The 26,281-nt window shown below is 71.7% G+C and carries 27 protein-coding genes and 1 pseudogene; 19 read left to right on the top strand and 9 right to left on the bottom strand.

From position 1 onward, the window contains the following. Together OJ962_RS12975 and OJ962_RS12970 are read right to left on the bottom strand one after the other, a co-directional pair. Positions 1-1,769: pseudogene (locus tag OJ962_RS12975) on the bottom strand (hypothetical protein); the annotation flags it as partial. An 86-nt stretch (positions 1,770-1,855) separates the two neighbouring features. Further along, positions 1,856-2,791: a glycosyltransferase gene (locus OJ962_RS12970; RefSeq protein ID WP_202957832.1), complete on the bottom strand. Its 936-nt coding sequence runs from the start codon at positions 2,789-2,791 to the stop codon at positions 1,856-1,858. Positions 2,792-2,935: 144 nt separating this feature from the next. Here OJ962_RS12970 and OJ962_RS12965 point away from each other — a divergent pair, with 144 nt between their 5' ends. From OJ962_RS12965 to rdgB, 3 genes are all read left to right on the top strand, one after another. Then, a complete protein-coding gene (locus tag OJ962_RS12965; protein WP_202957833.1) occupies positions 2,936-3,124 on the top strand; it encodes a hypothetical protein in 189 nt (62 codons plus the stop codon). 126 nt (positions 3,125-3,250) lie between these two features. Next, positions 3,251-3,976, top strand: a complete 726-nt coding sequence (gene rph, locus OJ962_RS12960) for a ribonuclease PH (protein ID WP_202957834.1) — start codon at positions 3,251-3,253, stop codon at positions 3,974-3,976. Next, positions 3,973-4,548, top strand: coding sequence for an RdgB/HAM1 family non-canonical purine NTP pyrophosphatase (rdgB, locus tag OJ962_RS12955; RefSeq protein ID WP_202957835.1), 576 nt, complete (start codon positions 3,973-3,975; stop codon positions 4,546-4,548). The genes rph and rdgB overlap by 4 nt, the downstream gene beginning before the upstream one ends. A gap of 139 nt (positions 4,549-4,687) precedes the next feature. Here the strand turns inward: rdgB and OJ962_RS12950 are convergent, their stop codons facing one another. Beyond that, a complete protein-coding gene (locus OJ962_RS12950; RefSeq protein WP_202957836.1) occupies positions 4,688-4,831 on the bottom strand; it encodes a hypothetical protein in 144 nt (47 codons plus the stop codon). A gap of 27 nt (positions 4,832-4,858) precedes the next feature. Here OJ962_RS12950 and OJ962_RS12945 point away from each other — a divergent pair, with 27 nt between their 5' ends. From OJ962_RS12945 to OJ962_RS12900, 10 genes are all read left to right on the top strand, one after another. Beyond that, positions 4,859-5,254 (top strand): hypothetical protein, encoded by a 396-nt coding sequence (locus OJ962_RS12945; protein ID WP_270006383.1) that lies wholly within the window; start codon positions 4,859-4,861, stop codon positions 5,252-5,254. Positions 5,255-5,397: 143 nt separating this feature from the next. Further along, positions 5,398-5,670, top strand: a complete 273-nt coding sequence (locus OJ962_RS12940) for an HU family DNA-binding protein (protein WP_202957838.1) — start codon at positions 5,398-5,400, stop codon at positions 5,668-5,670. Between the two features lie 62 nt (positions 5,671-5,732). After that, positions 5,733-6,740, top strand: coding sequence for an orotidine-5'-phosphate decarboxylase (gene pyrF, locus OJ962_RS12935; RefSeq protein WP_202957839.1), 1,008 nt, complete (start codon positions 5,733-5,735; stop codon positions 6,738-6,740). 21 nt (positions 6,741-6,761) lie between these two features. Beyond that, entirely contained in the window at positions 6,762-7,085 is a 324-nt protein-coding gene (locus tag OJ962_RS12930; protein WP_202957840.1) for a LysM peptidoglycan-binding domain-containing protein, read from the top strand. Next, positions 7,082-8,323: a D-alanyl-D-alanine carboxypeptidase family protein gene (locus tag OJ962_RS12925; protein ID WP_202957841.1), complete on the top strand. Its 1,242-nt coding sequence runs from the start codon at positions 7,082-7,084 to the stop codon at positions 8,321-8,323. Before OJ962_RS12930 ends, OJ962_RS12925 begins: the two co-directional genes overlap by 4 nt. Further along, positions 8,320-9,297 (top strand): 1-phosphofructokinase family hexose kinase, encoded by a 978-nt coding sequence (locus OJ962_RS12920; protein WP_202957842.1) that lies wholly within the window; start codon positions 8,320-8,322, stop codon positions 9,295-9,297. The genes OJ962_RS12925 and OJ962_RS12920 overlap by 4 nt, the downstream gene beginning before the upstream one ends. A 48-nt stretch (positions 9,298-9,345) precedes the next feature. Further along, the gene (locus OJ962_RS12915) at positions 9,346-10,536 is read left to right on the top strand and encodes a GuaB3 family IMP dehydrogenase-related protein (RefSeq protein ID WP_202957843.1); all 1,191 of its coding nucleotides are present in this window, start codon (positions 9,346-9,348) and stop codon (positions 10,534-10,536) included. Positions 10,537-10,564: 28 nt separating this feature from the next. Then, the gene (guaA, locus tag OJ962_RS12910; RefSeq protein WP_407697510.1) at positions 10,565-12,148 is read left to right on the top strand and encodes a glutamine-hydrolyzing GMP synthase; all 1,584 of its coding nucleotides are present in this window, start codon (positions 10,565-10,567) and stop codon (positions 12,146-12,148) included. After that, positions 12,139-12,366, top strand: coding sequence for a hypothetical protein (locus tag OJ962_RS12905; RefSeq protein ID WP_202957845.1), 228 nt, complete (start codon positions 12,139-12,141; stop codon positions 12,364-12,366). Before guaA ends, OJ962_RS12905 begins: the two co-directional genes overlap by 10 nt. A 10-nt stretch (positions 12,367-12,376) precedes the next feature. After that, entirely contained in the window at positions 12,377-13,465 is a 1,089-nt protein-coding gene (locus OJ962_RS12900; RefSeq protein ID WP_202957846.1) for a DegT/DnrJ/EryC1/StrS family aminotransferase, read from the top strand. On the opposite strand, the gene OJ962_RS12895 is transcribed toward OJ962_RS12900, so the two are convergent. The 4 genes from OJ962_RS12895 to OJ962_RS12880 form a co-directional block, all read right to left on the bottom strand. Beyond that, the gene (locus OJ962_RS12895; RefSeq protein ID WP_202957847.1) at positions 13,462-13,632 is read right to left on the bottom strand and encodes a hypothetical protein; all 171 of its coding nucleotides are present in this window, start codon (positions 13,630-13,632) and stop codon (positions 13,462-13,464) included. The genes OJ962_RS12900 and OJ962_RS12895 overlap by 4 nt on opposite strands. 68 nt (positions 13,633-13,700) lie before the next feature. After that, positions 13,701-14,396 carry an acyltransferase gene (locus OJ962_RS12890; RefSeq protein ID WP_202957848.1) on the bottom strand — a complete coding sequence of 232 codons (696 nt, stop codon included), beginning with the start codon at positions 14,394-14,396 and terminating at the stop codon, positions 13,701-13,703. Then, positions 14,396-15,454 carry a non-hydrolyzing UDP-N-acetylglucosamine 2-epimerase gene (gene wecB, locus OJ962_RS12885; RefSeq protein ID WP_407697509.1) on the bottom strand — a complete coding sequence of 353 codons (1,059 nt, stop codon included), beginning with the start codon at positions 15,452-15,454 and terminating at the stop codon, positions 14,396-14,398. The genes OJ962_RS12890 and wecB overlap by 1 nt, the downstream gene beginning before the upstream one ends. 1 nt (position 15,455) lies before the next feature. Further along, positions 15,456-16,508 carry a M23 family metallopeptidase gene (locus OJ962_RS12880; RefSeq protein ID WP_202957850.1) on the bottom strand — a complete coding sequence of 351 codons (1,053 nt, stop codon included), beginning with the start codon at positions 16,506-16,508 and terminating at the stop codon, positions 15,456-15,458. A 242-nt stretch (positions 16,509-16,750) separates the two neighbouring features. Here OJ962_RS12880 and OJ962_RS12875 point away from each other — a divergent pair, with 242 nt between their 5' ends. From OJ962_RS12875 to OJ962_RS12850, 6 genes are all read left to right on the top strand, one after another. Further along, positions 16,751-17,833 (top strand): bifunctional phosphoglucose/phosphomannose isomerase, encoded by a 1,083-nt coding sequence (locus OJ962_RS12875; RefSeq protein WP_202957851.1) that lies wholly within the window; start codon positions 16,751-16,753, stop codon positions 17,831-17,833. A gap of 63 nt (positions 17,834-17,896) precedes the next feature. Next, positions 17,897-18,337: a 50S ribosomal protein L13 gene (rplM, locus tag OJ962_RS12870; RefSeq protein WP_202957852.1), complete on the top strand. Its 441-nt coding sequence runs from the start codon at positions 17,897-17,899 to the stop codon at positions 18,335-18,337. A gap of 266 nt (positions 18,338-18,603) precedes the next feature. Further along, complete coding sequence (rpsI, locus tag OJ962_RS12865; protein WP_202958007.1) at positions 18,604-19,167, top strand: 30S ribosomal protein S9; 564 nt, start codon at positions 18,604-18,606, stop codon at positions 19,165-19,167. Then, positions 19,167-20,513, top strand: coding sequence for a phosphoglucosamine mutase (gene glmM / locus OJ962_RS12860; protein WP_202957853.1), 1,347 nt, complete (start codon positions 19,167-19,169; stop codon positions 20,511-20,513). The genes rpsI and glmM overlap by 1 nt, the downstream gene beginning before the upstream one ends. 102 nt (positions 20,514-20,615) lie before the next feature. Continuing rightward, complete coding sequence (glmS, locus tag OJ962_RS12855; RefSeq protein ID WP_202957854.1) at positions 20,616-22,469, top strand: glutamine--fructose-6-phosphate transaminase (isomerizing); 1,854 nt, start codon at positions 20,616-20,618, stop codon at positions 22,467-22,469. Between the two features lie 28 nt (positions 22,470-22,497). Further along, the gene (locus OJ962_RS12850) at positions 22,498-23,100 is read left to right on the top strand and encodes a hypothetical protein (protein WP_202957855.1); all 603 of its coding nucleotides are present in this window, start codon (positions 22,498-22,500) and stop codon (positions 23,098-23,100) included. Here the strand turns inward: OJ962_RS12850 and OJ962_RS12845 are convergent. Both OJ962_RS12845 and OJ962_RS12840 read right to left on the bottom strand, forming a co-directional pair. Further along, the gene (locus OJ962_RS12845; RefSeq protein WP_202957856.1) at positions 23,025-24,686 is read right to left on the bottom strand and encodes a PAS domain-containing sensor histidine kinase; all 1,662 of its coding nucleotides are present in this window, start codon (positions 24,684-24,686) and stop codon (positions 23,025-23,027) included. The genes OJ962_RS12850 and OJ962_RS12845 overlap by 76 nt on opposite strands. A gap of 511 nt (positions 24,687-25,197) precedes the next feature. Then, on the bottom strand, positions 25,198-26,229 hold the full coding sequence (locus OJ962_RS12840) for a Gfo/Idh/MocA family protein (protein WP_202957857.1): 1,032 nt from the start codon (positions 26,227-26,229) through the stop codon (positions 25,198-25,200). Positions 26,230-26,281 lie beyond the last annotated feature (52 nt).

The following is a 26,281-nucleotide window of genomic DNA, read 5'->3' as shown; positions in this document are numbered from 1 at the left end:
CCCGGGCCCGTCGCGTCCTCGGAACGCGCGGTCTCGGCGCCCGCCCCCGCGTCGTGCGCCCCGCCGGGCGCGCCTTCGGTCCCGCTCGTGGCGGCCGGCGCCTCGGCCGGCGCGGCCTCGCTCGGCGTGTCGGCCGGCGACGAGTCCTGCGGCTCGCCGGCCGCGGCTTCGGTCGCGCTCGTAGCGGCCGGCGCGGCCTCGTTCGGCGCGGCAAGGTTCTGCGGCTCGCCCAGCGCGTCTTCGCCTGCGCCGGCGGCGGCCGGCGTCTCGGCCCGCGCCTCGGCCGGCTCGCCTTCGACGGGTGTGGCGGCCTGCGGCTCGCCGGCCGCGGCTTCGGTCGCGCTCGTGGCGGCCGGCGCGGCCTCGTTCGGCGCGGCGACGGCCTGTGGCTCGCTCCGTGCGTCTTCGCTCGTGCCCGTGGCGGGCGGCGACTCGGCGGCGGGCTCGCTCGTCGTGTCGGCCGGCGTCTGGGCGGCGGCGGACGTGGACAGGGCCTCGGTGGTTGCGTCGGGGGTCGCCGGCGCGCTTTCACCGGTCGAGCCGGACGACGCTTCGCGCCGCGGCCATTGGAAGTCGGCCCCCGCGGACGGGTGGTCGGGGTCCAGCGGCGAGATCTCCTGGGTCGGCTGGTCGACCGGCGCGACGGCCGGGGCGACCGGCGCGATCACCGGCTCGGGTGCGGGCTCCGGGGCGGCGGCGCTGGCGCTCGCCTTGCGCGCGGACTCGGTCAGCGGCAGGCCGCAGTTCGAGCAGAAGTGCGCGGAGCTGCTGAAGAGCTCGCCGCACTGGGGGCACTCGCCGCCGATGCCGGGCTCGCGGACGATCACTTGGCGGCGGACGTCGTCCAGCCGCGTCTCGATCTCGTGCAGCTCATTGTCCACGCGGCCGAGGCGCGTGAGCTTGGTCTCGCGCAGGCGGCGGTGCGCCTCGTGCTCGATGTCGTGCGCGGTCCGGTGGAGCTCGTAGACGAAGCCGCCGAGGTCGCGCAGCAGCACCTCACGCGCAGCGCGCAGGAACGCCGCGCGGCGGCGCAACTTGCTGCGACGCGCGCTGGTCGGCGGGGCGGCCGCGAGCTCGTCCGGGTCCAGGCCCGCCGGAAGGTCCGCGACGGGCAGCGCCTCGGGCGGCTGAGGGCCGACGGCGCCGGGATACGCCGCGGCCTGCGGCGGATACGGACCGGTGAAGGCGGCAGGCGCTCCGTAGGCGACCGGGGGCACGCCGGGCTGCCCCGGATAGCCGACCGGAACCGTGCCGGGCTGTGCGGCGTACCCGGGCTGCGCGGGAACCGCGCCCGGCTGCGGCGAGTACGGCTGTGCCGGGTAGGGCTGCGGAGCGCCGGCCTGCGTCGGGTAGCTCTGCGGCTGCCCCGCGCCGGGCGGGATGATGGCGGTCGGCTGGTCCGGAGTCGCCGTGGGATGAGTGGCACCGGCTTCGGCGGGGCCGGTGTGGGCCGCCGCGGGCTGTGCCGGCTCGTTGCTCGCGGGGGAGGCGAGGGGATCGCCGGACGTCAGCGGCGTGGCGGCGGCGCCGCTCGGTGAAGGCTGCGGAAACGACGTTGGGACGTAGCCCGTCGCCGGGTCTTGACCGCCCGGGGCGGCAGGCCCAGGCGTGGACGCCGCCGGGTCTGCGAGCAGCGACCGATGGCCGCTCTCCTCGGCGGGGTTGGAGGCGGGCGCGTCCGCGGCTCCCGGCTCGGCCGCGGTCTGCGGCTCGTTCGCTTCAGGACCCTCGGAGCGCCGGCCGGACAAGCGTCGAAACAGGCCGCTCATAAGTCGTCGGGTTCCGCTCGGGACTCCGAGAGGTCGAGTATAGGGTCGGGTTCAGCCACCGCGACCGACTTCAACGGATGGGCGGCTCATTCGCTTCGCTCTAAGAGCAGATCTCGCCACGCGTCGACCACTCGCGCGGCCATCGCGTCGGCCGAGAACAGCTCCGCGCGGCCGCGCCCGTCCACGCGCGGGTCGGCGGCGGCGAGATGTGGGGCGAGCGCGGCACGCCAGGCGTCGCGGTCCCACTCGCCGCAGTAGGCGCCTTCGATCCCGTCGAGCACGACCGGATGGATGCCGACAGGCGTTCCCAACGCGGGCACGCCGCAGGCCAGCGCCTCGATCACGGCCAGCCCGAACCCCTCCTTCGACGACGGGACGAGCACCGCGTTGGCGGCGTTGATCCAGTACGGGACCTCGTCCGGCGGGACACCGCCGAGGGTGAGCAGCGGGACCTCGCCCGCGGCCTCGACCGCCCGGTCGTAGCGCTTGAGCGGCCGCGACGGGTCGTGCGGGAACAGCAGGTACGGGCCGTCCGGGTCCAGCCCCAGGCGGGCGCGGGCCTCCGCACGCGGGATCGGGCGGAAGCGGTGCAGGTCGATGCCCACGGGCAGGACCGCGACGCGCCGCCGCGTGCCGGCGCCCGGGAGGTTCGTGCTGAACTCGCGCGAGACCGCGGCGGCGAGCGCGGTGAAGGGCAGGATCGCGCGCGTGGCGAGGTAGGAGCGGCGCACGAGCAGGTCGTTGCCGTGCAAGGTGACGACCACGGGCCCGAGCCCGGCGAGCACGGCCGGCCACGCCGTCAGCCCGAAGTGCGCGTGGACGATGTCGAACCGCTGGCCCCGGTAGCGCGAGCGCAGCACGCGCGCGGCGTTGACCAGCGAGCGCGGCCCCGGCCCGAACGCGAACAACTCGACCTCGACGTCCTCGCGGCGCCGCAGCGCCTCGACCTGATCGCGCACAAAGGGGCCGAGCGCCGGGCGCTGTGCGGTGGGGTACATGTTCGACACGATCAACGCTCGCACGGCGCAAGACGCTACCCGCGCGTCTTTTTCTACGAAGTCGGCACAGATTTGTTGCAAGTACGCGTAGAGCCGTTGCCGCCCCTCCCCGGACACTGCCGACAGCCCGCAACCGGTGCGGGCAACCACCCTTTCGGAGGTCGCGAGATGTACGAGTTGATGGGCCGCACGCACGCGTGGCTGGCGCAGGAACGAGGGCAGGGGACGGTCGAGTACGTGGGCCTGATCATGCTGCTGGCGGCCGTGATGGCCGTGGTCGCGGCGGCGGGCAAGGACGCCGGTATCGCGGCGACGATCGTCAACAAGCTCAAGGGCGCGATCAACGGCATCACGTAACGGGCGCTGAGGGAAGGGGGACGGAGGCTGCCGATGAGGGCTTTGCCAGACTGGCGGCGTGGTCGCTCCGTTCCCCACGCCCGCGCGCTCGCGCGGCGCCCAGACCCGCACGCCAGGAGGCGCAGGATGACCCGCGAGAGAAGTGGCGGCCGCGCGCCGGACGAGCTTCGGCCCGTGACGATCGAGCCCGGCTTCGTGAGGACCGCGACCGGCAGCGCGCTCATCTCGTGCGGCGGCACGCGCGTGATCTGCACGGCCTCTGTGCACGAGTCCGTGCCGAAGTGGATGGCCGGCCAGGGCCGCGGCTGGATGACCGCCGAGTACGGGATGCTCCCCGCCTCGACGGGCGACCGCAAGCAGCGCGACGTCACGAAGGGCCGCGCCGACGGCCGTACCGTGGAGATCCAGCGCCTGATCGGCCGCAGCCTGCGCGGGATCGCCGACCTCAACGCGCTCGGCGAGCGCACGGTCTACGTGGATTGCGACGTGCTGGAGGCTGACGGCGGCACCCGCTGCGCGTCGATCACGGGTGGGTACGTCGCCCTGGCGCTGGCCTGTCGGCGCCTGCAGGACGAAGGGCTGCTGGAGCGCTCGCCGCTCACGGGGACGATCGCCGCCGTCTCGTGCGGCGTGGTCGACGGCGTCCCGCTGCTCGACCTCGACTACCCCGAGGACTCCACCGCGGAGGTGGACGCCAACGTCGTCATGACCGGCGAGGGCGGGCTGGTCGAGGTGCAGGCGACGGCCGAGCGCACGCCGTTGAGCCGCGCGCACCTCGACGAGCTGCTCGCGCTCGCCCAGACAGGCATCGAAGGCCTGCGCGCCGCGCAGGAGGCGGCGCTGGCGCTGTGACCGCGATCGTCCTCGCCACCCGTAACGCGCACAAGGTGCGCGAGTTCGAGCGCCTGCTCCCCGGCGTGGACATCGCGCCCCTGCCGGAGAGTGCGCCGACGCCGGAGGAGACCGGGTCGACCTACGCCGAGAACGCGTTGATCAAGGCGCGCAGCGCAGCCCAGGCCACGGGGGAGCCGTCCTTCGCGGACGACTCCGGCATCGAGGCCGAAGCGCTGGACTGGCGCCCCGGCGTCTACACCGCCCGGTTCGCCGGGCCGAACGCGACCGACGGCGAGAACCTCGCGAAGTTGCACCGCGAGGCGCCGGCCGGCTCGCGGGCCCGCTACGTGTGCGTGATCGCGTTCGCAGCACCGGACGGGCGCGAGGAGCTGTTCGAGGGCACGTGCGAAGGGACGCTGGCGCAAGAGCCCGCCGGTGGCGGCGGCTTCGGCTATGACCCGTTGTTCGTGCCGGTCGAGTTCCCGGACCGCACGATGGCCGCGCTGACCGACGACGAGAAGGACTCGATCTCGCACCGCGGCAAGGCCGCGCGGGCGATGGCAGCCTGGCTCGAGGGGCGTGGCGCCTAGTCCCGGAGCGTGTCCGAACGCGCGTGCACTCGGGTGGGCGACGAAGGTTTCGAATAGCGAAAGGTTCGTCGCCGACCCACCCTGGGCGCGTGTTCGTTTCGCGAGGGCCGCGGCGTTCGCCGAAACGACGCGGCCGAGCTCAGAACAGGTTGATCGCCGCCGCGATCGCGACGGCGAGCGTCACGCCCGCATACCCCGTGTATCCGGACAAGACCAGGATCAGCGCCGCCACCAGGCAGCTGCCGACGGTGACGATCCATGCGACTCGATTGAGCTGGGACACGAGTCCCTATTGTCGCGGACGCACCTGATGTCCTCCCTCACGCCCGATCTCGCCCTCGCGTACGTGCGCGAGTTGTCCGCCGACGTGCGCGCCGGAATCGTGCTCGATCCCGTGACCGGCGAGGTGCTCGCGGGCGACCCCCGTCTCGCCGAGCCGGCCAGGGAGCTGTTCGCCGGCCACCCGCACGCGCGGGAGCTGCACGGCTCCGAAAGCGGAGCCCAGGTGTTCGCGATCCGGGACGGACACCGCGCGCTCGTCGTCCTCACCGGCCCGCACGCGCTGCCGGGCCCGATCCGCCGTGACCTGCGCACGGCGCTGTGCGGAACCGCGCCGGAAAGCGCGCAGGAAACCCCGTCCGCACGCCCGGGCGAGGCGCTTGTGAAGGCTGTCGTGACAGCTGCTGCTGACGCTTTTCGGCCCTAGAGCGTGGATTCTCAGACCATTTTTCGCCCGCAGATCTTCGCAAATTGCGGGTTTTTTCGCTATGGTGCGCCGACCCCGTCCGAAGCCACTGTTAGCTTCGGGCCTCCACCAGCAATCCCACTTGGGGATCCACAGGAGGACGCATGACGAAGAACGAGTTCGTCGACAAGGTCGCCGAGCAGACCGGCTTCAGCAAGAAGGACGCGGGCGCTGCCGTCGATGCAGTGCTGAACTCGATCGAGAGCGCTCTCGGCTCGGGCGAAGAGGTCAACTTCACCGGTTTCGGCAAGTTCCATGTCGCGGAGCGTGGCGCGCGCGAGGGTCGTAACCCCCGCACGGGCGAGACGATGACCATCTCTGCCAGCCGGGTGCCGCGCTTCACGGCCGGCTCGGGCCTCAAGAAGGCCGTCAAGTAGTCGCGACCACGAGGGGCGCCGGCGCTATCGCCGGCGCCCGGCTGGGCCTGTAGTCAACCCACATGACCCAAACGGGCAACGGAGGGCCGAGTCCCAGTCCGACGTTCGGCGATCGGCTCAGCACGGCCGTCGCCGAACGCGAGTCGCAGATCGTGCTCGGCATCGATCCCGATCCGGCGAAGCTCTGGCCGGCCGCGATCGACCGCACGAGCGAGGCGCGAGCGCGGCTCGCGCTCACCTTCTCCGACGCTGAAGAGGCCGCGGGCGAGCAACCGCCCCGCCCCGGTGTCGTCGCCAGATTGGAGACTGCCGCGGCCGTGCTCGCGCACTGCCGGGCGATGATCGACGCGGTCGCACCGGCCGTCGTCGCCGTCAAGCCGCAGCTGGCCTGCTTCGAGCGCCTGGGCGCGCCGGGCTGGCTCGCGCTCGAGCACATCACGTCTTACGCCCGCGAGCAGGGCCTGCTCGTGCTCGCCGACGGCAAGCGCGGCGACGTGCCCGTCACCGCCGCGGCCTACGGCCAGGCGCTGGTCGCGTCCACGCCGTCGCCGTTCGGCCACGTGGACGGCCTCGGAGCCGACGCGTTCACCGCGAACCCGCTGCTCGGCCGCGACTCGCTCGAGCCGCTCGTGCAGGCGGCCCGCGAGCACGGTGCGGGGGTGTTCGTGCTCGTCCGCACGTCCAACCCGGGCGCCGCGGACATCCTCGACGCGCAGCTCGCGACCGGCGAGCGGCTGTGGGAGCACTTGGCGCGCCTCGTCGACGAGCTCGGCCAGGCCGGTCCGGCGGGCCTGAAGGACATCGGGGCCGTCACCGGGGCGACCGAGCCCGAACATCTGCAGCGCCTGCGCGAGCTCATGCCGCACACGCCGTTCCTGCTGCCGGGCATCGGCGCCCAGGGCGGGGACATCGCCAGCGTCGCGCCCGCGTTCGCGCCGGGCCGGGCGGCTGGGCTCGTCACCGCCTCACGCTCCATCGCCAACGCCCACGAGGCCACGGGCGCGACTCCGTCCGATGCTGCCCGCGCCGAAGCCGAGCGCCTTCGCGAGCAGGCATGGGGCCTCGCCTGAAGCCCACTAGACTGGACCTCGATGGCCGGCCGCAATCCCGCGCGCTTTCTGGCGCCGATCGCGCTGATCGCCTTCGCTTTCGCGCTTTATTCCGTCGTCTCGAGCGACGAGGAGCCGACGAACTCCACGCCGGCGAGCCAGACCGCGACGCCGAGCGCGACCGCCGAGAAGACCAGCAAGAAGAAGAAGTCGTCCAAGGCGAAGACCTACACGGTCAAGTCGGGCGACACCGCGTCCGGCATCGCCGAGAAGACCGGCGTGGACCTCGAGACGCTGTTGGAGCTCAACCCCGACATCGACGCGTCCACGCTGTCGCCGGGCCAGAAGATCAGGCTCGAGAATTGAGGCGCCCCGCTGCGGCGGCGCTCGCGGCGGTAGCGGCGCTCCTCCTGTTCTCCAACCCAGCCGAAGCCGAGGCGCGCAACTGCCCGCAGAGCGTCGGCGCCCAGGCCGCGATCGTGATCGAGGTCGCGACCGGCACCGTCGCGTGCGAGCGCCAGGCCGACAAGCGGCTCTCGATCGGCTCCACCACGAAGCTGATGACGGCGCTGGTCACGCTCGAGAACGCCAAGCTCAGCGACACCTTCGCGGCCTCCGACTACCGCCCGCTGCCGATCGAGTCCCAGATCCGGCTCAACCCGGGTGAGCGGATGAAGGTCTCCGACCTGCTGCGAGGCCTGCTGCTGGAGTCCGGCAACGACGCCGCGGTCGCGCTCGCCGAGGGCGTGTCGGGAACGCGCAAGCGCTTCTACCGCGAGATGAACCGCCGCGCCCGCCAGTTGGGCCTCACCAACACGCACTTCTCCAACGAGATCGGGCTCGACCAGGAGGGCAACTATTCCAGCGCCCGCGACCTGGTCAAGCTCGCCGCCGTCCTGCGCGAGAACACGTTCTTCACCAAGATCGTGGACTCGCCGGTCGGCACGCTCAAGACGGGCGACCATCCCCGCACGTTCCGCAATCGCAACCGGCTCGTCGCCCGCTACCCGTGGGTCAACGGCGTCAAGACCGGCCACACCCGCGGCGCGGGCTACGTGCTCGTCGGCTCGGGCAGCCGCAACGGCATCCAGGTGATCTCCGCGGTGCTCGGCACGCCCAGCGAGGCGGCGCGCGACCACGACACGCTCGAGCTGCTCAAGTTCGCGATCCCGCGCTTCCAGCGCATTCGCGCGGTGGTCGAGGGCAAGGTCATCACGCGGGTACCGATCCGGGACCGCCAGGGCGCGACGCTCAGCCTCGCCCCGGACCGAACGGTGCGCCGCATCATCCCGCGCGGCACGCGCGACGAGATCACGACCGACGTGGTCGCGCCGGACGTCGTCGAGGGCCCGATCCGCAGCGGCCAGCGGCTCGGACGCGTGGAGGTGCGCCAGCAGGGCAAGCTCGTCGCGACCGTCGCGCTGGTGGCCAAGTCGGCCGTCGCCGCGCCGACGCCGGCGGTGAAGGCGAAATCGTGGGCCGCCCGGCCGTATGTGGTCGTGGGCGTCGCGGTGGCGCTAGTCGCTACGGTCCTGCTTGTGACCCGTCGCGCCCGTACCGGCCGGCGGCGGACCAACCGCCGCGAAGCACCCCGCGCCGCATGATCGTCACCGTCACGCTCAACACGGCCATCGACAAGACGTTGTCGGTGCCCAACTTCCGGCTCGGCCGCCGCCACCGGACCGTCGAGCAGACCACGATGCCGGGCGGCAAGGGCGTCAACGTCGCCCGCGTGCTCAAGACGATCGGCGCCCCCGTGATCGCGACCGGGTTCGCCGGCGGCGCGACCGGCACGCGCATCGTCGACCAGCTCACGCAGCTCTCCGTGCTGTCCGACTTCGTCCGCATCCGCGAGGAGTCGCGCACGAACACCGCCGTGATCGACCCCACGACGGGCGAGCAGACCGAGATCAACGAGAAGGGCCCGAAGGTCACGCCGCAGGAGGTCGAGCTGTTCGTCGACAAGCTCCTGTACCTGGCCAAGGGCGCGAGCCTGTGCGTGTTCGCCGGCTCGCTCCCGCGCGAGGTCGACACGGACATCTACGCCTTCCTGATCCGTGAGCTGCGCAAGCTCGGCGTGACCACCGTCGTGGACACCGACGGGGACCCGCTGCGGCGCGCGGTCAGAGCCGAACCCGACGTCGTCTCGCCGAACATGCTCGAGGCCGAAGAGCTCGTCGGGCACGAGTTCAACGACGACGAGGACCGCACGTACGCCGTCAAGGAGGTCTGCGACATGGGCGCGCGCGAGGCGCTGATGACGCTGCCCGACGGCTGCTTCGCCCGGATGCACCCGCCGCACGAGACCGAGCCGGTGATCTACCGGGTGCGCGTCCGCGGGGGAGCGATCGAGCCACGGGCCACCGTCGGCTCCGGCGACGCGTTCCTGGCGGGCTACGTGGCCGCGCGCTATCAGAGCCGGCCGGTCGAGGAGGCGCTCGCGTTCGCCGTCGCCTGCGGCGCGGAATCCACGCAGCATCTCGGCGCCGGTCTGGTCGATCCCGACCGCGTTCAGCGCCTGCTCGGGGAAGTGGACGTCGAGCGTCACTCGGCGACTCATAACGACGCTCTAACGTAAGAGGACCCGCCCGGGGTCACCGTCCGCCCCTATCCCTAGGATTTCGCCATGGAGATCGAGATCGGCCGAGGCAAGAAGGCGCGCCGCGCCTACGGCTTCGATGACATCGCAATTGTCCCTTCGCGCAGGACGCGGGACCCCGATGATGTGGACATCACCTGGACGCTCGGTCCCTACCGCTTCGAGCTGCCGCTGCTGGCGTCCGCGATGGACGGCGTCGTCTCGCCGGAGAGCGCCGGCATCATCGGCAAGCTCGGCGGCCTGGCCGTCCTGAACCTCGAGGGCATCTGGACCCGCTACGAGGACGCGGACTCGATCCTGGCCCGCATCGCTTCCCTGCCCAAGGAGCAGGCGACGCGCGAGATGCAGGACATCTACCAGGAGCCCGTCAAGGAAGAGCTGATCGTCCAGCGCATCAAGGAGATCAAGGCCCACGGCGTCGTCGCCTCCGCCTCGCTCACTCCTCAGCGCGTCGAGCAGTACTACGAGATCTGCCTGGACGCCGGCCTGGACATCCTGGTCATCCAGGGCACGGTCATCTCGGCCGAGCACGTCTCGTCCTCCGGGCACGTGCTCAACCTCAAGGAGTTCGTCCGCGACCTCCCGATCCCGACGGTGCTGGGCGGCTGCGCCTCGTACTCGACCGGTCTGCACCTGATGCGCGCGGGCGCGGCGGGCGTGCTCGTCGGCGTCGGCCCGGGCGCGGCCTGCACCACGCGCGGCGTGCTCGGCATCGGCGTCCCGCAGGCCACCGCGATCGCCGACGTGGCGGCCGCCCGCAACCAGCACATGCTCGAGACGGGCGACTACGTCCGCGTGATCGCCGACGGCGGCATGCGCACCGGCGGCGACGTCTCGAAGGCCATTGCCTGCGGCGCCGACGCGGTGATGGTCGGCTCTCCGCTCGCCCGCGCCTACGAGGCGCCCGGCCACGGCTACCACTGGGGCATGGCGACGTTCCACCCGACGCTCCCGCGCGGCGCGCGCGTGAAGACCACGCAGAACGGCACGCTGGAGGAGATCATCTCCGGCCCCGCGCGCGAGAACGACGGCACGTTCAACCTGATGGGCGGCCTGCGCACGTCGATGGCCACCTGCGGCTACCAGGACATCGCCGAGTTCAACCGGGCCGAGCTGATGATCGCCCCCGCGCTGCAGACCGAGGGCAAGCACCTCCAGCGCGACCAGGCGATCGGCATGGGCGTTCGCGGCGGAGATGTCGCGCTTGTCGCAGACTGAGGCCAGGTCGCTCGGGCATGGCTCCTCACTGCCGGCTGACCAGCCGGTAGAGGAGCTCGCGCTCGAGCGCGAGGTCGCCGCCGATGAGGTCGTCGTCCTCGACTACGGCGGCCAGTACTCGCAGCTGATCGCGCGCCGCGTGCGCGAGCTCGGCGTGTTCTCCGAGCTGCTCCCGCATCACGTGGGGGTGGAGGAGGTGCGCCGGCGCAATCCCAAGGGCCTGATCCTGAGCGGCGGGCCCGCGTCGGTGTACGCGCCGGGCGCGCCGCGGCTGGACCCGGAGCTGCTCGAGCTCGGCATCCCGGTGCTCGGCATCTGCTACGGGATGCAGGCGCTCGTGCTCACGCTCGGCGGGAAGGTCGAAGGCGCCGAGATCGGCGAGTTCGGCCGCTCGACGCTGACGGTGGCCGAGCCCGGCCGCCTGCTCGCGGGCACGCCGGAGACCCAGCAGTGCTGGATGTCGCACCGGGACACGGTGTACGAGGCGCCTGAGGGCTTCACGGCGCTCGCGTCCTCGACGGAGTCGCCGGTGGCGGCGGTGGAGAACCCCGAGCGCGGGCTGTACGGCATCCAGTACCACCCGGAGGTCGTGCACACGCCGTACGGGCAGCAGGTGCTGACGACGTTCCTCGAGGACATCGCGGGCGCCTCGCGCACGTGGTCGGCGGCGAACATCATCGACGAGCAGGTCGACGCGATCCGCAAGCAGGTCGGCGACAGCAAGGTCATCTGCGGGCTCTCGGGCGGGGTGGACTCGTCCGTTGCGGCGCTGCTGGTGCACAGGGCCGTCGGTGACCAGCTCACCTGCGTGTTCGTCGATCACGGGATGATGCGCCAGGACGAGGGCGAGCAGGTCATCCGTGCGTTCCGCGACCAGTTCCACGTGCCGCTCGTCGCGGTGGACGCCGAGCAGCGGTTCCTCGAGCGCCTGAAGGGCGTGTCGGAGCCCGAGGCCAAGCGCAAGGCGATCGGCGCCGAGTTCATCCGCGTCTTCGAGGAGGAGGCGGCCAAGATCGGCGACGCCAAGTTCCTCGTGCAGGGCACGCTGTACTCGGACGTGATCGAGTCGGGCGGCGGCACCGGCGCGGCGACGATCAAGTCCCACCACAACGTGGGCGGGCTGCCCGAGGACATGGAGTTCCAGCTCGTCGAGCCGCTGCGGGCGCTGTTCAAGGACGAGGTGCGCGCCGTCGGCGCGGAGCTCGGCCTGCCCGAGAAGTTCGTCTGGCGCCAGCCGTTCCCGGGGCCGGGGCTTGCGATCCGCGTCGTCGGCGGCGAGGCCACCAAGGAGCGCCTGGACACGCTGCGCGCCGCGGACTTCATCCTCCAGGACGAGATCCGCAAGGCCGGCCTGTACCGCGAGCTGTGGCAGTCGTTCTGCGTGCTGCCGGACATCCGGACCGTCGGCGTGCAGGGCGACGAGCGCACCTACGGCTACGTCGTCGCGATCCGCGCGGTGACGTCCGACGACGCGATGACCGCCGACTGGGCACGCCTGCCGTACGACCTGCTCGAGCAGATCGCGTCGCGGATGATCAACGAGATCCGCGAGGTCAACCGCGTCGTGCTCGACATCACGAGCAAGCCGCCCGGCACGATCGAGTGGGAGTAGACGGCGAAGACAAACAGCCCGGGGACGAGCTCCTCGGGTTCTGGCCGCGCCTGCTCGTGGGCGTGGTCTTCGCCGGGCTCTACGTCGCGACATTCATGCCGCGCCAGAACGACCTGCCGGCGGTGCTCTCCGGGCTGCTCGGCGGCGTCGTCGTCTTCTTGATCCTCAAGGAAGTCGACGAGCGCCGCAAGCGCCGGCGCCGCCAGCAGCGTCGCTAGGGTGACGGGCATGGCCGTCCCGCTCTTCAACACGTCCGCCCCGCTGGCTGCGATCGACGCCGACATCCGCGCGAAGGTCAGCTCGATCCTCGACGCGGGCGTCTACGTGCTCGGCCCGGAGGTGCGGGCGTTCGAGGCGGAGTTCGCCGCTTACACCGGCACCGCGCACGCGGTCGGTGTGGCCAACGGCACGGACGCGCTCGTGCTCGCGCTGCGCGCGCTCGGCGTCGGGCCGGGCGACGAGGTGATCGTCCCGAGCTTCACCTTCTACGCGTCCGCCGAGGCGATCCCGCACACCGGCGCGCGCCCCGTCTTCTGCGACGTGGACCCGGACACGTTCTGCATCACGGCCGAGACGGTGAAGGCCGCGATGACGCCGCGCACGAAGGCCGTGATCGCCGTCCACCTGTTCGGCAACGTCGCGCCGGTGGAGGAGATCGAGGCGCTCGGCGTCCCGGTGCTCGAGGACGCCGCCCAGGCCGCCGGCACGGTCCTGGACGACGGCCGCCGTCCCGGCGCGCTGGGGACGATCGCGACCTGGTCGTTCTACCCGTCCAAGAACCTCGGCGCGTTCGGGGACGGCGGGGCGATCACGACCAGCGACGACACGCTCGCCGAGACCGTCCGCACGCTCCGCTTCCACGGCTCGCGCGACAAGCAGACGTTCGAGCTCGTGGGCCACAACTCGCGCCTCGATGAGCTGCAGGCGGGCATCCTGCGCGTCCAGCTCCCGCACCTCGACGGCTGGGCCGACGGCCGCCGCGCCGGCGCCCGCCACTACCAGGAGGCCGGCCTCGGCGAGCTCGTCACGCTCCCGAAGACCGCCCCCGGCGCCCGGCCCGCGTGGCACCTGTACGTCGTGCGCTCCGAACGCGCGGACGAGCTGCGCACGGTGCTCAACGACGCAGGCATCGGCGCACGCGCGTACTACCGCACGCCGGCCCACCTGCAACCGGCCATGCGCGAGTGGGGCGAGGGCCTCGACCTTCCCGGCACGGCCGAGGCCGCACGCACGAACCTCGCGGTGCCGATGAGCCCGGTGCTCGACCGCGCGCAAGCCGACGAGGTCGTCGCCGCGCTCACCGCGGTCCGCGTCTAGCGCTCCCAGTGCAGCCTGGAGCCGTGCTGGCGGCGGAGGCGGTCATCCATCCGCGAGCAGCGCCGGTCGGTCTCCGTGACGGGCCGCTGACTCTGGAAGAGCAGCACCAGGTAGCAGGCGAGCGCGAGCGTGAGCCACGCCATCGCGATCACCAGCAGCACCGTCATGTCGGCGCACGTACCCGGCTGAACGAAGGAACAGGCCTCGATGTGGCGCGTTGGCCGTTCGGGGGATGTCAGCGCCAGTGCTCGAGCAGATCCGCGTCGGGCACGTCGCGCACCACGTGGGCGGGCACGCCCATCACGACGGTGCGCGGCGGGACGTCCTTGGTCACCAGCGCGCCGGCCGCCACGAACGCCTCCTCCCCGACCTCGACGCCCGGAGTGAGCACCACGCCGCCGCCGACCCGCGCCGCCCGCCGGAGCGTCGCGCCGCGCAGCTGGTACGCGCGGTCGTGACGGCTCATCGTGTCGTCGTTGGTGGTGCACACCCCCGGCCCGACGAACACGTCGTCCTCCACCACCGTGTACGCGGTCAGATAGACGTTGGTCTGCACCTTCACGCGTGCGCCGACGCGCACGTCGTTGTCCACGCATGAGCCGCGCCCGATCACCGAGCGCTCGCCCACGACGGCGCGCTCGCGCACGTACGACTGGTCCCCGACGATCGCGCCCGCGGCGATCGACGCGCCCGCGAAGACGATCGCGCCGCAGCAGATGACCGCGCCGTCGCCGACGGTCAAGCCGGGCAGCGGGTCGCGCGGAGCGGTCGAGGTGCGCGCGAGCGAGGGGGACTTGCCGAGCACGGCGCCGTCCTGGATCTCCACGCCGGCGCCGATCACGGTCCCCGGCTTGATCACCACGAAGGCGCCCACGCGCACGCCCTCACCTAGCACCACATCGTCAGCGATCACCGCGGTCGGGTCGAGCATCAGCCGACCATTCTGACGAGCGCGTCGACGACCCTGGCTCCGGCCTGGCCGTCGCCGTACAGCGGTGGGCGCTCGGCCGGCACGGGCCGGGCCAGCGCGGCGCGGGCGGCGTCGGCGTCCAGATCGACGAGCACGTTCCACCCCGCGTCGATCGTCTCGCGCCACTCCGTGGTGGCTCGCAGCGTGACGCACGGCACGCCGGCCAGGTACGCCTCCTTCTGCACGCCGCCCGAGTCGGTCAGCACGGCGCGCGCGCCCACCACCAGCGCTGTGAACTCGAGGTACCCGAGCGGCGGAGCGACGATCACGCCCTCCAGGGCTTCGAGCAGGCCGGCGGCGTCCAACCGCGCGCGCGTGCGCGGGTGCAGCGGCAGCACGACCGGCAGCGGCATCCCGGTGAGCACGTCGACCAGCGCGCGCAGCCGCGTTGGGTCGTCGACGTTGCCGGCCCGGTGCGCCGTGGCCAGCAGATACTCGCCGTGCGTGACGCCGAGCGTGCCGAGCACGAAAGCATCGGCCCGCGGCGCGAGCAGCTCGAACACGTCCACCATCACGTCCCCGACGACCTTCACGGCGCCGACCACCTGCTCGCCCCGCAACGTCTCCGCCGCCGCCTCCGAGGAGCACAGCAGCAGCGACGACGCATGGTCGGTCAGCACGCGGTTGAGCTCCTCGGGCATCGAGCGGTCGTAGGAGCGCATGCCGGCCTCCACGTGCGCGACCGGCACGCCGGCCTGCGCCGCCGCCAAGGCCCCGGCCAGCGTCGAGTTGGTGTCCCCGTAGACGAGCACCGCGTCCACGTCGCCCAGCAGCGGGGCGATCGCGCTCAGCATCCGCGCCGTCTGCTCGGTGTTGGACCCGCCGCCGAGCTCGAACCGGTGCTCGGGCCGCGGCAGCTCGAGCTCGTCGAAGAACACGCGCGAGAGCGCGTCGTCGTAGTGCTGGCCCGTGTGGACGAGCACCTCCTCACCGACCGCCCGCAGCCGCGACGACACGGCCGCGGCCTTCACGAACTGCGGGCGGTTGCCCACGACCGTCAATACGCGCACGGCGCGCAGACTACGACGCTTCAGCCCAGGCGCGGAGCAGCGGGAGCGGATCGAGCGGCCGGCCGCCCGAGTACCAGCCGGGCGCCGTCCACGCCTCGAAGTGCAGGTGGCATCCGTGCGCGTGGCCGGAGTCGCCGACGAACCCGATGGGCTGCCCCGTGTACACGCGCGCGCCGGTCTGGATCAGCGGCGCTTCGCGCAGGTGCATGTACGCGTAGTCGGTGCCCGTGCCCTCGTTGTCGATCACCAGGTAGTGGCCGGCGCGGCCGTGGTAGCCGGCGACCTTCACGACTCCGCCGTGGGCGGCCACGAGCGGCGTCCCGCACGCGGCGAAGACGTCGTGGCCCTGGTGCCCGCGCCCACCGCCGAACGCGGCCGTGCCCGTGCCGAACGTCGCCTTGCCGAGAATCGGGAAGCGGTCCCGGGCGAACTCGAACGCGACGGGCGGCTGCGCGACGCCGCCGGCCACGACGCGGAACTCGTAGCGTCCGGTCCGCTGCACCTTGCGGTTGGCCAGCCCGTTCCACGTCAGCTGCTGCGGCGCCTCGGGCGCGACCGCCCCGAGGTCCCAGTGGGCGATGACCGCGCCGTCGTCCACGCGCGCGAGGTCCACGGTCACCGGCACGGGCGCGGCGCCGTGCACCGTGTAGCCGAGGGTGGCCGGCTTCGCCGCGTCGTAGAAGAACGTGGGGGCGCGCACGCCCAAGGACACCGGACCGGTGGGCGGCGTCGCCTCGACCAGCACGGGTGCGACCGACGGCGCGGTCAGCGCGCCCTCGCTGTCCACGACCGCCACGGGCCCGCTCACGGCGCCCATCGGTACCCGCACGTCCGCGGACGTCTTGCGACCCACGAGCGCCTCGGCGATCACGTCGTCGCCGTCACCGGGCGCGCCCATGAACACGACTTCGTCGGCCTGGGCGAGCGCCTTGCCGCGCAGACGGAGCAAGGACCCGGCGCGGGACGCGCCCGCCGTCCCGCACGCCTGCACGCAGTCCAGGCGCGCAACCGCGGCGGGCGAGGAAGCCACGACGGGGGCGGACGCGGCCGGAGGAGCGGGCACGGGCGGCGGCGCCTGACCCCAGGCGGCCGGCGCAAGCCACGCCGCGGCAACGACTGCGTATGCGGTTGTCCGCAGACTGCGACCCAACAGAACTGTCCCCCTCGATGCGTAACCGGCCGACGGACCAAGACGACCGGCGGAGAACATACACGCTCAACAGGCGCCACAGGATTCCTGAACAGCGCCCGGGCTAGACCATCGGCCATTGAGCACCGGATCGGGGCAGGGCTACGTTCACGAGCATGGCCGCGACCCGACACCCCGAAGTGCGCTCGCGCGCGTCGCTCGAACGTTCAGTGATCGAGGAGTTCGACAGCACGAACCAGCTCGATGCCGTGCTGGGACTTCCCCACCAGCTCACCCACGCCCTGGTGCGGGTGGACCGCGCGGAGCTGACGCCGATCGCCGCCCCCGGAGGCGTGATCGTCGCCGGCATGGGCGGCTCGGCCGCCGGCGCACGGCTTGCCGTCGCCGCCCTGGGGCAGCGCCTGACGGCACCGCTGGTCGTCAGCGACGGCTATCGCCTCCCCGGCTGGGCCGGACCGAACACGCTCGTCTTCGCCTCCAGCTACAGCGGCAACACCGAGGAGACGCTCGCGGCCTATGACGAGGCCGCCGAACGGGGTGCGCCGCGGATCGCGGCCACGACCGGCGGCGGGCTGGCCGAGCGCGCCGGTGCCGACGGCGTCCCGGTGATCGCCCTCCCGACCGGCTTCCAGCCGCGCGCCACGATCGGCTATGCGCTCGTCGCCGCGCTCGAGGCCGCGGCCATCGCAGGTGCCGCTCCTTCGGTCCGGCACGACATCATCGCGGCGGCGGTTCTCGCGGCCGACCTCGTCGAGGAGTGGGGGCCCGAGTCACCCGACGACTCGCTCGCGAAGTCGATCGCGCGCGCGGTGCACGGCACGATCCCCGTGTTCGCCGGCGCCGAGCTCGCGGGCGCCGCCGCGTACCGATGGAAGTGTCAGTTCAACGAGAACGCGGCGCTCCCGGCGTTCGCGTCCATCCTGCCCGAGGCCGACCACAACGAGGTCGTCGGCTGGGACGCGGCCCGTGCCCTGGGGCGCTTCTCGTACGTGTCGCTCGAGGATCCGCGGGCGCACGAGCGCAACGCGCTGCGCGCGGAGCTCACGGCCGACATCGCGCGCGCGGGCGCGGATCCCGTGCTGCGTGTCCCGGCCCGCGGGCATTCGGCGATGGAGCGGCTCGTGTCGCTCGTGCTGCTCGGCGACCTCGTCAGCCTGTACGCAGCGGTCCTGCGTGAGGCCGATCCGGTGGACATCCCGGCGATCGACGGTCTCAAGGCTGCGCTGGCCGCGCGCTGAGCCCTCGCTATCATGCTCCGTCGCCGCGCGGCCTTCGCGTGGTGTGTCCACGCCCTGTAAAGAATGAAGACCTACGTCGCCAAGCCCACTGACCGCGAGCGCAACTGGCTCGTCGTCGACGCCGAGGGTCAGACCCTCGGGCGTCTCGCCACCCAGATCGCCGATGCGCTGCGCGGTAAGCGCAAGCCGACCTACACCCCGCACATCGACACGGGCGACTTCGTCGTCGTGATCAACGCGGAGAAGATCGCGGTCACGGGCTCCAAGCGCACGGAGAAGATGTACTACCGCCACTCGGGCTACCCGGGCGGTCTGAAGTCCCGCACCTTGAACGACATGCTCGAGCGCCGGCCTGAAGAGGTCATCCGCCTCGCGGTCAAGGGCATGCTGCCCCGCAACCGCCTGGGCCGCAAGCAGCTCACCAAGCTCAAGGTCTACGCGGGTCCGGAGCATCCCCACACCGCGCAGCAGCCGCAGCCCATGGCGCTGATCGAGAAGAAGTAGGAGTCATGGCCGAGAGCAACGACAACGTCAACGAGACGCCCGAGCCGGAGGAGATCTCCTCCGAGGACGTCGTCGGCGGCCAGGAGACCCCGAGCCCCGACGCCCTCGATCGCGAGCAGGCGATCGTGAACGAGTCCCCCGGCGAGTCCGAGATCATCGCCGCCGAGGAGACCTCGCTCACCAACGCCGCGGAGTCCGCCGAGGACGACGAGCTCGAGTACATCGAGGAAGACGAGACGCCGCGCGTGAAGCCGGCGATCCCGGGCATGGACCTCGAGGTCAACATCGTGCGCGAGGGCGAAGACGTCCTCGGGGGCCGTCCGCGTTACAGCGAGGACGAGGACCCGGACGCCGAGGAGTCCGAGGAGACCGAGACCGAGGAAGAGCTGCCGCAGACGATCGCGGACGCCTCGATCGACCTCGCCGCCGGCGCTCGCTACCGCGCCACCGGCAAGCGCAAGACCGCCGTCGCGCGTGTCACGCTCAAGCCGGGCACGGGCGAGTACCACATCACGGGCGTGGCCAAGCGGGCCAAGTCGCTCGAGGAGTTCTTCCCGCGCCACACGCTGCAGCGCACGATCCGCCAGCCGCTGGAAACGGTCGGCTACGAGGATCGCATGGACGTCATCGCCACCATGCACGGCGGCGGTGTCTCCGCGCAGGCGGGCGCGCTGCGCCACGGCATCTCGCGCGCGCTGCTGGAGGCGGACCCCAACCTGCGGTCCGAGCTCAAGCGCCGCGGCTTCCTCACGCGTGACGCGCGCGTGAAGGAGCGCAAGAAGGCGGGCCTCAAGAAGGCTCGTAAGCGGCCGCAGTTCTCCAAGCGCTAGTGTCGGCGGCGCCGACCCGCGCCGCCCGCAAGCTGTTCGGCACCGACGGTGTTCGCGGTGTCGCGGGCGAGTTCCTCACGGCGGAGCTCGCCCTGGCCCTGGCGCGCGCGGCGACCGCGCGCGTCCAGCAGCTCGAGGGGCGAGCGGCGCGCGTCCTGATCATCCGCGACACGCGCGAGTCGGGCGAGATGCTCGAGGCCGCGGTCGCCGCGGGTGTCGCCGCCGCCGGCGGTGAAGCGCTGATCGGCGGCATCCTGCCGACGCCCGGCGCGCCGCTGCTGATCCAGCGCCACGGGTTCGACCTGGCCGCCGTGCTGTCGGCCTCGCACAACCCGTACCAGGACAACGGCATCAAGTTCTTCGGCGGCGACGGCTACAAGCTGAGCGACGCGACGGAGGCGGAGATCGAGGCTGCGCTCGAGCAGCCGCCGGTGGTCCCGGAGCATCCGGGCCGGGTGCGCCAGTTCCACGGGGCGCTGGAGGACTACCTGCGTGCGCTCCACGAGCGCTTCTCCGGGCTGGACCTCACGGGCCGCCGGATCCTGCTCGACTGCGCCAACGGCGCGACGTTCCGCGCGGCGCCGGAGATCTTCCGCCGCCTCGGTGCCGACATCGGGATCATCGCCCACGAGCCCGACGGCCGGAACATCAACCGCGACAGCGGCTCCACCCACCTGGGCCGGCTCCAGGCCGCGATGCAGACGGGCGACGACGAGATCGGCTTCGCCTTCGACGGCGACGGCGACCGGATGCTCGCCGTGGACCGCAACGGCGTCGTGGTCGACGGCGACGAGCTGATCGCGCTGGCCGCGATCCACCTCCGCGACCACGGCCGCCTACCGGGCAACGGCGTCGCCGTGACGGTGATGACCAACTACGGCTTCCACACGGCGATGGAGGAGCACGGCATCGAGGTCGCGATCACGTCCGTCGGCGACCGCTACGTGCTCGAGGCGCTGCGCGAGCGCGAGTGGGCGCTCGGCGGCGAGCAGTCCGGCCACATCATCGACCGCAACTTCGTGCCCTCGGGCGACGGCATCGCGTCCGCGCTGCTCACGCTCGAAGCCCTCGGTACCACCAACCTGGCCGATCGCAGCGGCATGGAGAAGCTTCCGCAGACGCTCGTCAACGTGCGGGTTCGGGATCGCGACGCCCTCAGGGAGGCCTCCGAGGTTCACGCTGCGGTTGAGGCTGAGTCTGCGGCGCTGGAGGGCCGTGGCCGCGTGCTGCTGCGGCCCAGCGGCACCGAGCCGCTGGTGCGCGTGATGGTCGAGGCGCCTTCGGTCGAAGAGGCCGAGGCCGTCTGCGGGCGCCTGGTCGCGCTCGTCCAGGCGCAGCTCGGTTAAGGGCAGGCCTGGACGGTCGGCCAGCGAACACCGCTGAAGGCCGACTTAGACTGGAGGGCGCGCGGTCTGGTGCGCTCGAATTTCCTTGGAAGGAGGACGGCCATGTGCGGCATCGTCGGATACGTCGGACAACGGTCGGTACAGGAGATCCTCCTTGCCGGCCTCGAGAAGCTCGAGTACCGCGGGTACGACTCCGCGGGCATCTCGATCCAAGGCGACCAGGGGCTGGGGGTCGTGCGCGCCGTCGGCAACCTGTCCGCGCTGAAGGCCGCGGTCGCCGAGCAGGCCAACGGTGACGGCGGCGTTGCGGTGCTCGCCCCGCCCGCCACGACGGGCATCGGTCACACGCGCTGGGCCACGCACGGCCGCGTCACCGAGGAGAACGCCCACCCGCACTACGACCCGGACAACCGTGTCCACGTCGTCGTCAACGGGATCGTCGAGAACTACATGGAGCTCAAGACCGAGCTCCAGGACCAGGGCGCCCACTTCAGCTCGGAGACCGACGTCGAGGTGATCGCGCACCTGATCGCCCTCGACCTCGACGAGCACGGCCTGGTCGAGGCCACGCGCCGCACCTACAACCGCCTGCGTGGCCACTACTCGTTCGTCGCCCAGTCCTCCGCAGAGCCCGGCACGCTCGTCGGCGCGCGCAAGGAGTGCCCCCTGATCGTCGGCCGCGGCGAGGACGAGCAGTTCCTGGCCTCGGGGATCCCCGCGTTCCTCGCGCACACGCGCACGGCGCAGGCGCTCGAGGACGACGAGCTCGTCGTGCTGACCGCCGAAGGCGCGCAGTTCATGACCGCGGACGGCGTCGCCTTCGAGCGCGAGACGCACGAGATCGACTGGGATGCGGACGCCGCTGAGAAGGGCGGCTTCGAGACCTTCATGCTCAAGGAGATCCACGAGCAGGCGGACGCCGTCGCCGAGACGATCGCCGACCGCACGGTCCGCCCGGACGGCGTCGACCTCCCCGAGCTCGACGACGAGCTGCTGCGCGGCGTCAAGCGCATCATCGTCGTCGCCTGCGGCACCTCCTACCACGCGGGCCTGATCGGCCGGTACGCCATCGAGGAGTGGGCGCGCGTACCGGTCGAGACCGACGTCGCGTCCGAGTTCCGCTACCGCAACCCGGTGGTCGGCCCCGGCGACGTCGTGATCGGCATCACGCAGTCCGGCGAGACGCTCGACACGCTGGCCGCGATGCGCCTCGCCCGCGAGCGCGGCGCGACGGTGATCGCGGTCACGAACATCATGGGCTCCCAGGCCACGCGCGACGCGGACGCGACGGTCTACACGCGCGCCGGCCTGGAGATCGGCGTCGCCGCCACCAAGACGTTCGTCGCGCAGGTGGCGGTCATGTACCTGCTCGCGCTGCGGCTGGCCGAGGTCAAGGGCACGCTCGACGACGAGCGCCGGACCGAGCTCGTGACGCGCCTGAAGCGCATCCCGCACGACATCGGCGCGATGCTCGAGCGCGGCACGGAGAAGATCGACCTGGTGGCCGAGCGCCACTACGCGAAGGACTTCTTCCTCTACCTCGGCCGTCACGTCGGCCTGCCGGTCGGCCTCGAGGGCGCGCTCAAGCTCAAGGAGATCTCCTACATCGCGACCGACGCGTACGCGGCCGGCGAGATGAAGCACGGCCCGATCGCGCTGCTGGACCAGGACACGCCGGTCGTCGTCGTCGCCACCGACTCGCCCGTGCTGGAGAAGGTCATCTCCAACATGCAGGAGGTCCGCGTCCGCGGCGCGCACGTGATCGCGGTCGTGAGCGAGGGCGCCGACCTGGGCGAGCACGCCGCCGAGGCGCTCGTCGTCCCGCAGACGGACTGGATGCTGCAACCACTGCTGGCGGTCATCCCGCTGCAGCTGCTCGCGTACCGGATCGCGCGCCTGCGCGGGCTGAACGTCGACCAGCCGCGCAACCTGGCCAAGACCGTCACCGTCGAGTAGCGAACTGCGTCATCTGCGTTTCGCCGCGGTGATCATCGGGGCGGAGTCGGCCATCCATCTGGTCAACTTCGCCATGTTCGACCCGCCGATCTACGTCCTGGACTCCGCCATGGAGTACAGCTATTCGCACGTGGTGGCGACGCTCGGCTTCGCACTCGCTGCGGGCGCGGGCTATCTCGCAGTACAACGTACACGTCGACGCGCGTGGGGGGTGATCGCCGTTGTCGCGAGCGTCCTACTTGTGGACAACGTGACGCGGCTACACGAGTCCGTGCCCGCGTGGCCGCTGGTGTTCGCACCGCTGATGCTGGCCTTGGCTATTGGAGGCCTGCGTATCGCCGGCCGAGACTCGGCGGTGCGAGTTGGCCTCAGCCTGCTGTTCGTATCGCTCGCAGTGCATGTCGTCGTGCTCGCGGGCGCCGAGCTGGGGTGGTGGCCGGAAAGTCGTCAACGGCTTGATCTGTGGCGCTTTCAAGCGCTGATAGCGTTCAAGGAAGGCACCGAGCTGGCGGGCTGGCTGCTGTTCGCGCCGGCGCTCGCGCTCCTCGCCCGGCGTCAGCCGGAGCGCCCGAGCGCGGCCAGCAGGCGCCCGCCGAGCTCCTGTGCAGCCGCGGCCGGCAAGACGACCTGAGCGCCGGCTGCGAGCAGTGCCTCGGGCGTCGGGTCCTGCTCGCGCTCGCCGGCCAGCGCAATGCGGCGCGCACTGAGCAGTCGTGGGTCCGAAGCGAGCCGCCGCAGCAACCAGGGCGGGGAGTAGTCACCGGTCGCGGTGCCTACCACGACTGCGCTCGGACGCAGCTCCACCGCGACGGTCAGTGCCTCTTCGGCGTCGGCGGCGACGCACGTCACGGCGTCCTCGCCGATGCCCGTCACTATCTCCTCGGCGCGTCCGGGGACACGCTCCACGATCACGACGGTCGGAACCGCGGTTTGCTTCGGAGCGCCCGCGAGCTCGGCCTCGAGGTGGGCACGCACGTATTGCGTGCGTTGCGCCGCCGCGACGTGCTGGCTCAGTGTCGCGGGCGAGGCGGAGCCGTGCGGAGGGCTCAACGGCAGCGTGACGACGAATAGAGCTCCGCCTTCAGGCGCGTCGCCCAAGGACACGTCCCCGCCGTGAAGCTCGACGAACTCGCTGACGATCGCGAGACCGAGCCCGGCTCCCGCACCGCCGGAGCGGCCGTCCCCGTTGCCGCCGGACGAGTAGGGACCGAAGACCTTCTCACGCTGATCCGGCGGCACGCCCGGCCCCGAATCGGCAATCTCCAGGGCGGCCGCGGCGTCTCCCGCACGCAGGGTGCAGCGAATCACCCCCTCGGGTGGAGTGTGCCGGATGGAGTTCGCGAGCAGGTTCGAGATGACGCGGCTCACTCGCTCGATGTCGAAGCGCGCCGGCACCATCTCCGGCGCGTCGACGATCAGTTCCAGCCCTCGGTCGGCCACCAGGGGCTGGAACTGCTCGACGACCGTCCGCAGCGCCTGCGCGAGGTCGGCGTCGACGAGCGTCAGGCGCGCTTCCCCGTGGTCGGCCTTGACCTGCTCGAGCATGTCGTTGACCTGCTCGAGCGCGTCCAGGGCGGCGAACCGCATGCCGGCTACCTGACTGCGCAACTCGTCGTCGGGTTGGGAGCGCAGCACCTGTTCGGCGCGCGTGACGACGACTTGCAACGGAGCGCGCAGGTCGTGCGACAGCTCGCCGAGAAGACGCTCGCGGTAGTTGTGCACCCGCGCCAGGCGTTCCGTCAGCGCTGACAGCTCGGAGTTGTTGCGCGCGAGTCGCTGCTCGATCCGCTTGCGATCGCCGATCGAGCGGCCTTCGGCGACGATGAATGCGACGATGCCGTCCCGCCCGCGCAGCGGTCGCAGCATCAGATCGAGGGTCTCGGCGGCGACTTCTGCCCCGGCGAGCCGAATGTCAATATCGAACCGCACAAATCGCCCGCGGGTCGCGGACCGCAGGGACTCCTTGAGCATGCGCAGGGTGTCCGCGCCGGTGCCCGTCCACCACGGCGCCGCCCATAGCGGCAAACCGACGACCTCGGTCCGCTCCAGCCCACCGGCGATCAGTGCCGCCGGGTTAGCGTCGAGCACCGCCCCGTCAGCGTCGAGCAGACAAACGAAGCTCGAGGATTTCGCGTTCGTGACCTGCGCCATCAACGCGTCCGTGCCGGTGCCCTCCGGGCTCGCCAGCTCGGCGCGCAGGGCTTCGATCGCGTCCAAGGAGGCGCGCCAGTGGTCCACTCGTCGTCCTTGCGGGTCCATCATCAGTCTGGGTCGGGGCGGCATCGTGCCTACAGCGAATCTACTCGGCCCGGCATCCCATCTGTCAAGCGGCGCCATCGCGGCTGACGCAAACGGTCGGCGGGAGAGTCAGGACTCAGGGCGCCGTCGCGTTATGCAGATCATCCGGATCCGCGCACTTGTCGAGAGCTCTGACCATCTGATCTACGGGGAACTTCGAGAGCTGTGGTTATGACGCCTCGGTCGCGTGCGCCAGCGCGCCACGCGCCGGGCCTCCGGTCACCCGCCCCGCTGCGGGACGCGGGAACCGACGCCGGCTCCGAGCGCTGCTCAACCGGCTCGTAACCTGCTGATGGCTGCGGACCGCTCGTGCGTTCGCGGTGTCGCCTGGATGTGTTCACGCCGGAATCGCGCCGCAAGGCCAGCGTCCGACGCGGCATGAAGCCGAGCCATTCGTCCGGCTTGCCTCGCTTCCTGAACGTTTGCGGGCCTACGCGGCCGCGGCGTGCGGCGCGCTGGCGCCGATCGAGACGCGCGAGCCAGCGGAGTCCAGCGAGGAATCGACGGCCTCGATCATGCGCACCACCTCGACACCCAAGTGCGCGGAGGACCGGGGCGTGGAGCCCGTCTTGATCGCGTTTTGGAAGTCCTCGAGCTCACGGAAGAGCGGCTCCGCGGCGTCGACGCGTGGAGACACGATGTCACCCGTGCGGTAGGTCAGCTTGTATTCGCCGAACGTCTCGGGGTTCGGGAGCACCGCGCCTGAGTCGAAGATGCGAACCGGTTCGGAGCTCGTGTCGTCGTAGACGACCATCTTCTGCGAGCCGACGACCGTGGTCCGGCGCAGCTTGCTGGGTGCGAGCCAGGACAGCTCCACGTGCGCGACCGTTCCGGAGGGGAACTCGAGGTTGATGAACGCGACGTCGGGCGTGTTCGGGATCACGCAGCCGCGGGCGAGCGCGCTCGCGTGACAGGGCGTCTCGCCGAGCCAGTAGCGCAGGATCGAGAAGTCGTGCGGACCCAGATCCCAGGCGACACTGACGTCGGGCTGGTGGAGCCCAAGGTTCACGCGGCTCGTGGAGATGAAGTAGATCTCCCCGAGCTCGCCCGACCGGATCAGGTCGCGGATCAGCATCACCGGCGGGCTGTAGAGGAACGTGTGTCCGGGCATGAGCACGACGTTGTTGCGGTCGGCGATCTCGACTAGGTCGAGCGCCTCGGCCGAGGAGGCGGCCAGCGGCTTCTCGACGAAGACGTGCTTGCCGGCAGACAGCGCGGCAGCGGCGAGTCGGTGATGCGTGGAGACCGGCGTCGAGATCACGACCGCATCGATGCTGTCGTCGCCGACGACGTCCTGGAAGTCCTGGGTGGTGCCGACGGCGGGGTAGCGTCGCTGGATGGATTCGAGCGCTTCGGGCCTCAGGTCGCAGACCGTCACGAGCTCGGCGTCGGGAAGCTCGTGCAGGTTGCGGACGAGATTTGGGCCCCAGTAGCCGAGTCCGACGATCGCAAATCGAGTCATGCAGGCGACAGTAAGTTGGTGCCTGCGGACGTACGCGACCCAAAAGGCTAGG

The sequence above is a fragment of the Solirubrobacter deserti genome, from assembly GCF_027587175.1.
Lineage (GTDB): Bacteria > Actinomycetota > Thermoleophilia > Solirubrobacterales > Solirubrobacteraceae > Solirubrobacter > Solirubrobacter deserti.
This window is presented reverse-complemented; position numbering and strand designations above follow the sequence as displayed.

Coding starts and splice junctions, on each gene's coding strand:
- OJ962_RS12965 (WP_202957833.1), top strand. CDS start 2,936: ATGTACGAGTTGATGGGCCGCACGCACGCGTGGCTGGCGCAGGAACGA.
- rph (WP_202957834.1), top strand. CDS start 3,251: ATGACCCGCGAGAGAAGTGGCGGCCGCGCGCCGGACGAGCTTCGGCCC.
- OJ962_RS12945 (WP_270006383.1), top strand. CDS start 4,859: ATGTCCTCCCTCACGCCCGATCTCGCCCTCGCGTACGTGCGCGAGTTG.
- OJ962_RS12940 (WP_202957838.1), top strand. CDS start 5,398: ATGACGAAGAACGAGTTCGTCGACAAGGTCGCCGAGCAGACCGGCTTC.
- pyrF (WP_202957839.1), top strand. CDS start 5,733: ATGACCCAAACGGGCAACGGAGGGCCGAGTCCCAGTCCGACGTTCGGC.
- OJ962_RS12930 (WP_202957840.1), top strand. CDS start 6,762: ATGGCCGGCCGCAATCCCGCGCGCTTTCTGGCGCCGATCGCGCTGATC.
- OJ962_RS12920 (WP_202957842.1), top strand. CDS start 8,320: ATGATCGTCACCGTCACGCTCAACACGGCCATCGACAAGACGTTGTCG.
- OJ962_RS12915 (WP_202957843.1), top strand. CDS start 9,346: ATGGAGATCGAGATCGGCCGAGGCAAGAAGGCGCGCCGCGCCTACGGC.
- OJ962_RS12900 (WP_202957846.1), top strand. CDS start 12,377: ATGGCCGTCCCGCTCTTCAACACGTCCGCCCCGCTGGCTGCGATCGAC.
- OJ962_RS12895 (WP_202957847.1), bottom strand. CDS start 13,632: ATGACGGTGCTGCTGGTGATCGCGATGGCGTGGCTCACGCTCGCGCTC.
- OJ962_RS12890 (WP_202957848.1), bottom strand. CDS start 14,396: ATGCTCGACCCGACCGCGGTGATCGCTGACGATGTGGTGCTAGGTGAG.
- OJ962_RS12875 (WP_202957851.1), top strand. CDS start 16,751: ATGGCCGCGACCCGACACCCCGAAGTGCGCTCGCGCGCGTCGCTCGAA.
- rplM (WP_202957852.1), top strand. CDS start 17,897: ATGAAGACCTACGTCGCCAAGCCCACTGACCGCGAGCGCAACTGGCTC.
- rpsI (WP_202958007.1), top strand. CDS start 18,604: ATGGACCTCGAGGTCAACATCGTGCGCGAGGGCGAAGACGTCCTCGGG.
- glmS (WP_202957854.1), top strand. CDS start 20,616: ATGTGCGGCATCGTCGGATACGTCGGACAACGGTCGGTACAGGAGATC.
- OJ962_RS12840 (WP_202957857.1), bottom strand. CDS start 26,229: ATGACTCGATTTGCGATCGTCGGACTCGGCTACTGGGGCCCAAATCTC.